At 67.8% G+C, this 6299-nt stretch carries 7 protein-coding genes; 3 read left to right on the plus strand and 4 right to left on the minus strand.

Annotated elements, in window-relative coordinates; translation table 11 throughout:
• Window positions 1-238: 238 nt before the first annotated feature.
• Together HMPREF3115_RS11425 and HMPREF3115_RS11430 are read left to right on the plus strand one after the other, a co-directional pair.
• Window positions 239-652 carry a DoxX family protein gene (locus HMPREF3115_RS11425; RefSeq protein ID WP_012212898.1) on the plus strand — a complete coding sequence of 138 codons (414 nt, stop codon included), beginning with the start codon at window positions 239-241 and terminating at the stop codon, window positions 650-652.
• A gap of 153 nt (window positions 653-805) precedes the next feature.
• Complete coding sequence (locus tag HMPREF3115_RS11430; protein WP_006398604.1) at window positions 806-1465, plus strand: ParA family protein; 660 nt, start codon at window positions 806-808, stop codon at window positions 1463-1465.
• 108 nt (window positions 1466-1573) lie between these two features.
• Here the strand turns inward: HMPREF3115_RS11430 and panD are convergent, their stop codons facing one another.
• The 4 genes from panD to HMPREF3115_RS11450 all read right to left on the minus strand — a co-directional run bounded on the left by panD (window position 1574) and on the right by HMPREF3115_RS11450 (window position 4091).
• Window positions 1574-1960: an aspartate 1-decarboxylase gene (gene panD / locus HMPREF3115_RS11435; protein WP_006398605.1), complete on the minus strand. Its 387-nt coding sequence runs from the start codon at window positions 1958-1960 to the stop codon at window positions 1574-1576.
• A gap of 40 nt (window positions 1961-2000) precedes the next feature.
• Window positions 2001-2840: a pantoate--beta-alanine ligase gene (gene panC, locus HMPREF3115_RS11440; protein ID WP_006410543.1), complete on the minus strand. Its 840-nt coding sequence runs from the start codon at window positions 2838-2840 to the stop codon at window positions 2001-2003.
• 185 nt (window positions 2841-3025) lie between these two features.
• The gene (locus tag HMPREF3115_RS11445; protein WP_070554458.1) at window positions 3026-3898 is read right to left on the minus strand and encodes a segregation and condensation protein A; all 873 of its coding nucleotides are present in this window, start codon (window positions 3896-3898) and stop codon (window positions 3026-3028) included.
• Between the two features lie 4 nt (window positions 3899-3902).
• On the minus strand, window positions 3903-4091 hold the full coding sequence (locus HMPREF3115_RS11450; RefSeq protein WP_006398608.1) for a DUF3460 family protein: 189 nt from the start codon (window positions 4089-4091) through the stop codon (window positions 3903-3905).
• A gap of 253 nt (window positions 4092-4344) precedes the next feature.
• Here HMPREF3115_RS11450 and HMPREF3115_RS11455 point away from each other — a divergent pair, with 253 nt between their 5' ends.
• Window positions 4345-6162, plus strand: coding sequence for an autotransporter assembly complex protein TamA (locus tag HMPREF3115_RS11455; protein ID WP_065494562.1), 1818 nt, complete (start codon window positions 4345-4347; stop codon window positions 6160-6162).
• The last annotated feature ends 137 nt before the right edge of the window (window positions 6163-6299 follow it).

Genomic DNA, 6299 nt, shown 5'->3' on the forward strand with positions numbered 1-6299 from the left:
GGCTTGGCTCGGCTTGGCTTGGCCCGGCCCGGCCCGACCCGGCGAGCCTCGGCGAGGCCCGGCGAGCGGCGGCTCGCGGCTCTGACTCACGGCTCATGGCTCATGGCCCATGCCCCGTGGCACCTGCCTCGATTAATTCCCATTGAGAACGAGTGAAAGCGAAACGGCGTGTTTATCCGAGAAATCGCTTCGAATAGAGTGCGATCCATTCGATCACTCACTCTCACAGGAACCCGCCATGAATTCCGATCGCCTGAACGATTTCGCCGCGACGCTGCTGCGTGTCGCACTCGGTGTGCTGTATCTCGCGCACGTCGCGCAAAAGGTATTCGTCTTCACGCTGCCCGGCACCGCCCAGTTTTTCGCGTCGATCGGCCTGCCGGGCTGGCTCGCCTATCTGACGACGCTCGTCGAGCTCGTGGGCGGCCTCGCGCTGCTCGCCGGCGTGCGCGTGCGGCTCGCCGCGCTCGTGCTGCTGCCGTTCATGCTCGGCGCGGTCTCGGCGCATCTGCCGAACGGCTGGAGTTTCGGCGCGCCGCACGGCGGCTGGGAATACCCGGCGTTCTGGGCGGTGACGCTCGTCGTGCAGGCGCTGCTCGGCGGCGGCGCATTCGCGCTCGGCGCATCGGGCGCCGAACCGCGACGCGCGTAAGCGACATAGGGAAGGCGTACCGGCCGCGCACGGCAGCGGATCGGTGCAACCCGTTTCGGCGATACCCGTTTTACCGATATCATCGCTCCCTGTATCCGCAATGAGCGGCGCCGGCCATGCAGCCGGCGCCGCGCGGCTTTTTCGGGGGAATTCATGACGGTCATCGTGGTGGCGAATCCGAAGGGCGGCGTCGGCAAGAGCACGCTGTCCACCAACCTTGCCGGTTATTTCGCGGCGCAGGGCGCGTGGGTCGCGCTGGCCGATCTCGACCGGCAGCAGTCCGCGCATGCGTGGCTCGACCTGCGGCCGGCCGGGCTGCCGACGATCGAGGCGTGGAATCTCGATCCGGACGCGCCGTCGAAGCCGCCGCGCGGCCTCGAATACGCGGTCATCGACACGCCGGCCGGCCTGCACGGCACGCGGCTGAACGTCGCGCTGCAGCTGGCCGACAAGGTCATCGTGCCGTTGCAGCCGTCGATGTTCGATATTCTCGCGACGCAGCAGTTTCTCGAACGCCTCGCGACCGAAAAGGCCGTACGCAAGGGCAGCGTCGAGGTCGGCATCGTCGGGATGCGCGTCGACGCGCGCACGCGTTCGTCCGACCAGCTGCACCGTTTCGTCGAGGGGCTCGGACTGCCGGTGCTCGGCTACCTGCGCGACACGCAGAACTACGTACAGATCGCCGCGCACGGCCTGACGCTCTGGGACGTCGCGAAAAGCCGCGTCGACAAGGATCTCGAGCAGTGGGGGCCGATCGTCGAATGGGCGGAGCGCAGCGCGGGGAAGGGGGCGAAGGTCGCGAAGGCGTCGTGAACGCCGGCCGGCGGCCCGAGCGCGTAGCGCCGGCCACGACCAAAAATAAAAAGGGCTGGATGTCCGCGCGTGGCGGAGATCCAGCCCTTCGTCGTTGCGGCGGGGCGCTCAGGTCCAGGTTTGCGTCGGCACGTGATCGCGGTGGCCCTTGATCTTGTTGCCTTCGTCGATGAACACGAGCTTCGGCTTCCAGCCGGCCTGCAGTTCGGCCTCCTCGACCATCGCGAACGCGGCGATGATGACCAGATCGCCGAGCTGCGCGCGGCGCGCAGCCGAGCCGTTCAGCGAGATCATCCCGCTGCCGCGCTCGCCCTTGATCGCGTACGTCGAGAACCGCTCGCCGTTGTTGATGTTCCAGATGTCGATCCGCTCGTTTTCGACGATGTTCGCCGCTTCGAGCAGGTCTTCGTCGATCGCGCACGAGCCTTCGTAGTGCAGCTCGCAGTGCGTGACGGCCGCGCGATGGATTTTCGATTTGAGCATGTGGCGCTGCATGATGTCTCCGTGATGCGTCGTGACGGGCGCTCGGCGGCCGTCAGATTTCCAGGTTGTCGATGAGGCGCGTCGCGCCGAGCTTCGCGGCTGCGAGCACGACGAGCGGCTCGCCGGCGTCGAGTTCGGCGGCGTTCGGTGCGATCAGGTTCGCACGGCGGCGGATCGAGATGTAGTCGGGCGCCCAGCCGCGGTCCGCGAGATGGGTGCGCGCGTCGTGCTCGAGCTTGCCGAGGTCGCGTTCGCCGGCCAGCACGCGCTCGCGCACGCGCTGCAGCGTGCGCGCGAGTTCCGGCGCTTCGCTGCGCTCGGCGTCCGACAGATAGCGGTTGCGCGACGACAGCGCGAGGCCGTCCGTGTCGCGCACGGTCTCGGCTGCGACGATGTCGACCGGCAGCGCGAGCTGCTGGCACATGCGCCGCACGATCATCAGCTGCTGATAGTCCTTCTTGCCGAACACGGCCACGCGCGGCTGCACGCAGGCCATCAGCTTGGCGACGACCGTGCAGACGCCCGTGAAGAAGCCCGGCCGGAACTCGCCTTCGAGAATGCCGCCGAGATCGTCCGGCGGCTGCACGCGGTATTCCTGCGGTTCCGGATACATGTCGCGCTCGGTCGGCGCGAACAGCACGTAGACGTTTTCCTTCTGCAGCTTCTCGATGTCGTCCTGGAGCGTGCGCGGATACTTGTCGAAATCCTCGTTCGGACCGAACTGCAGGCGGTTGACGAAAATGCTCGCCACGACCGGATCGCCGTGCTGGCGCGCGAGGCGCATCAGCGACAGATGGCCTTCGTGCAGATTGCCCATCGTCGGCACGAACGCCGTGCGGTTCTGGCCGCGCAGCTGGTCGCGCAGTTCCTGGATCGAGCTGATGACTTTCATGATCGGGTAGCGAATTCCTCGCGCGTGCGCGCGTTGCCGCCGCGGCAGGCGGCGTCGGGGTCGGAGTGAAACGCGCCCGCGCGCAGACCACGCGGCGGGCGTCGGCGGATTGTAGTGGATTTGGCCAGCGGACGCACCGAAAAGGGAACGGTCGTTCTATTTCGCCGATCGCGGCCGGCCGCGCGTTACGCGGGCAGGTACGCGAGGCGCACGTAGATCGGCGCGAACGGCTCGGCCTGCGTGATTTCGACGAGCGATTCGCGTGCGAGCTCGAGCATCGCGATGAAGTTGACGACGACGACCGGCACGCCGCGCGCCGTGTCGAACAGATCCGCGAACTCCATGAAGCGCGCGTTCTGCAGCCGGCGCAGGATCAGGCTCATGTGTTCGCGAACGGACAGTTCCTCGCGGGAAATCTTGTGATGCTGGACGAGCTTCGCGCGCTTGAGCACGTCGGCCCAGGCGGTGCGCAGGTCGTCCGCGTTCACGTCCGGGAAGCGCGGCGTGATGCTCTGCTCGATGTAGACCTCGGCGCGCAGGAAGTCGCGGCCGAGCTGCGGCAACTGGTCGAGGCGCTGCGCGGCGAGCTTCATCTGCTCGTACTCGAGCAGCCGGCGCACGAGCTCGGCGCGCGGATCTTCCGCTTCCTCGCCGGTATCGGCCTTCTTCACCGGCAGCAGCATGCGCGACTTGATCTCGATCAGCATCGCGGCCATCAGCAGATATTCGGCGGCCAGCTCGAGATTCGACGCGCGGATCTGGTCGACGTAGCCGAGATACTGCGCGGTGACCTGCGCCATCGGGATGTCGAGCACGTTGAAGTTCTGCTTGCGGATCAGGTACAGCAGCAGATCGAGCGGGCCTTCGAACGCTTCGAGGAAGACCTCGAGCGCATCGGGCGGGATGTAGAGATCCTGCGGCAGCTTGAACAACGGCTCGCCGTACAGGCGAGCGAACGCCGCGACGCCGTCGACCGTGTCGGGCGTCGAATCGGCACCCGCGGGCGCGGCGACCGCGTCGTCCTCGCGAGCGGCGCTGGCCTCGTCGGCGGTGCTCACGTCGTCAGAAGTTCTGGTAGTAGACGTACGGCGTTTGCTTCACGCGCGACTGCTGCTGCTCGGCGCGCTCGTCGAGGTCGATCGGCTGCTTGTCCCACAGCAGCGCGCGGCCCTTGCGCTGCTCTTCTTCGAGCGTCGGCTTCTGCTGCTTGAGCTGGTTCAGGAATTGCGTGACGTCGGACTGGTACGGCATGGCTTGGCTTTCCGTTGGCATGGCGCACGACGCGCCGGGTTCTGCGATGGCGGGATTTTACCGCATCGCGGGGAACAGCCGGCGTCAATCGCGCGTCGAATCGGCGGGCCGGCGCCCGGTGCGCGGCGTCCGGCGGCGCGCACCGGGCGTTGCGCCCAAGCATCAAAGCGGCGTCCGCGCGGGCGCGGCCGCTACCCTGTGGTCAAATACAGGGTTTTCCATGAAATCGTGACAACCGAGGGCGAGGTCATATTTGGCGGGGCACGCGAACCAGCAACGACTTCCGGCGCATGACGCGGCCCGCCGCGCCTCGCGCGATCCGGCACCGCGCCGCGCCGGCGCAACCGCGCGCGCCGCGCTCGCAGGCTGTCTCGTCGCCTGTTTCGCGCTGCCGGCGCAGGCCAAGTACCAGGTCGACATCGACGCGCCGCGCGCCATCCGCAAGCTGCTGAGCGCGCATCTCGACATCGCGCGCTTCGCGAAGCGCGACGACATCACCGACGACCAGTTCGACTTCCTCGTCACCGCGACGCCGCAGCAGGTGCGCGACCTGACCGCGACGGCCGGCTATTTCTCGCCGGTCGTGCGCACCGACGTGCGCACGCGCGACGGCAAGCGCGACGTGCGCGTCGCCGTCGATCCGGGACCGCAGACGTTCGTGTCGTCGGTCGACCTGACGTTCAAGGGACCCGTCGACACCGAAGATCCGAAGCAGGAAGCCGCCACGCGTTTCGCGTTCTCGCTGAAGACGGGCGACCCGTTTACGCAGTCCGACTGGGACGGCGCCAAGAACGCGGCGCTGCGGCAGCTGCAGTCGCGCCGCTACCTCGGCGCGAAGATCGTGTCGTCCGAAGCGCGGATCGACCCGCGCACGCAGCGCGCGGCGCTCGCGGTCACGTTCGACAGCGGCCCGACGTTTACGATCGGCAAGGTCGACGTCGACGGCGTGCGCCGCTATCCGGAGCGGATCGTCACGAACGTGAATCCGCTGTCCGAAGGCGAGATCTACGACGTGCAGCGGATCAACGAACTGCAGCGGCAGCTGCAGAACACGCCGTACTACGCGAGCGTCGCGATCGACGTCGGCGACGACGTCAGCAAGCCCGAGCGCACGCCCGTACACGTGAAGGTCAGCGAGTTTCCGTACAACAGCATACGCGGCGGCGTCGGCTACGCGACCGATACGGGCCCGCACGTGCAGGGCTCGTACACATACCTCAACACGTTCGGCGCCGCGTGGCCGCTCACCGTATCGGGCCGGCTCGACCAGATCCAGCAGTACGGGCAGATCCAGCTGTCGATGCCGCCGGGCGAACGCGGCTGGACCAACAGCGTGCTCGCGTCGTACACGAACACCAACGTGTCGGACACGCGCATCTACAGTGCGCGCGTCGGTGCGCAGCGGACGCGTACCGGGCAGTTCATCGACTATGCGTACTCGCTGATGTTCTATCAGGACCGGCTCGACCAGAACAGCGCTGGCCCGACCACGAGCCGCGCGCTCGTGCCGCAGTGGGCATGGACGCGCCGCAACGTCGACGATCCGCTGTTTCCGCGCTCGGGCAACCTGATCCATGCGGAGGCCGGCTTCGCGATCAAGGGCGTGCTGACCGACCAGACCTTCATTCGCGGCTATGCGCGCGGCCAGCAGTACGTGCCGATCGGCAAGCGCGACCTGTTCGTGTTCCGCGCCGAGCTCGGCGGCGTGTTCACGAGCGGCAGCTCGTCCCAGGTGCCGGCGTCGCTGCTGTTCCGCGCGGGCGGCTCGAACTCGGTGCGCGGCTACGGCTACCAGAGCATCGGCAATAGCGTCGACGGCTCGGTGCTGCCGACCAAGTACCTGATGACGGGCACCGCCGAATACCAGCACTGGTTCAACCGCGACTGGGGCGCCGCGACGTTCTTCGACATCGGCACCGCGACCGATGCGTGGGGCGAGAAGGTGTTCTATCCGGGCGTCGGCATCGGCGCGCGCTGGCGCAGCCCGGTCGGCCCGATCAACGTCGACGTCGCGTACGGGCTGCGCAACCGCAGCGTGCGTCCGTACCTGACGCTCGGCATCGCATTCTGAACGAACCGCTACACCGACGACGATCCGCATGACGAAGGACCCGAACGACACGCCGCCGCCCCACGATCCGGATTCGCCCGACGGCGCGCCGGCCGAACCGCCGCGCCCGCGGCGGCGCGGCCGTGCGCTGCGGGTGG

Source organism: Burkholderia sp. HMSC10F09, from assembly GCF_001806955.1.
GTDB classification, from domain to species: Bacteria; Pseudomonadota; Gammaproteobacteria; order Burkholderiales; family Burkholderiaceae; genus Burkholderia; species Burkholderia multivorans.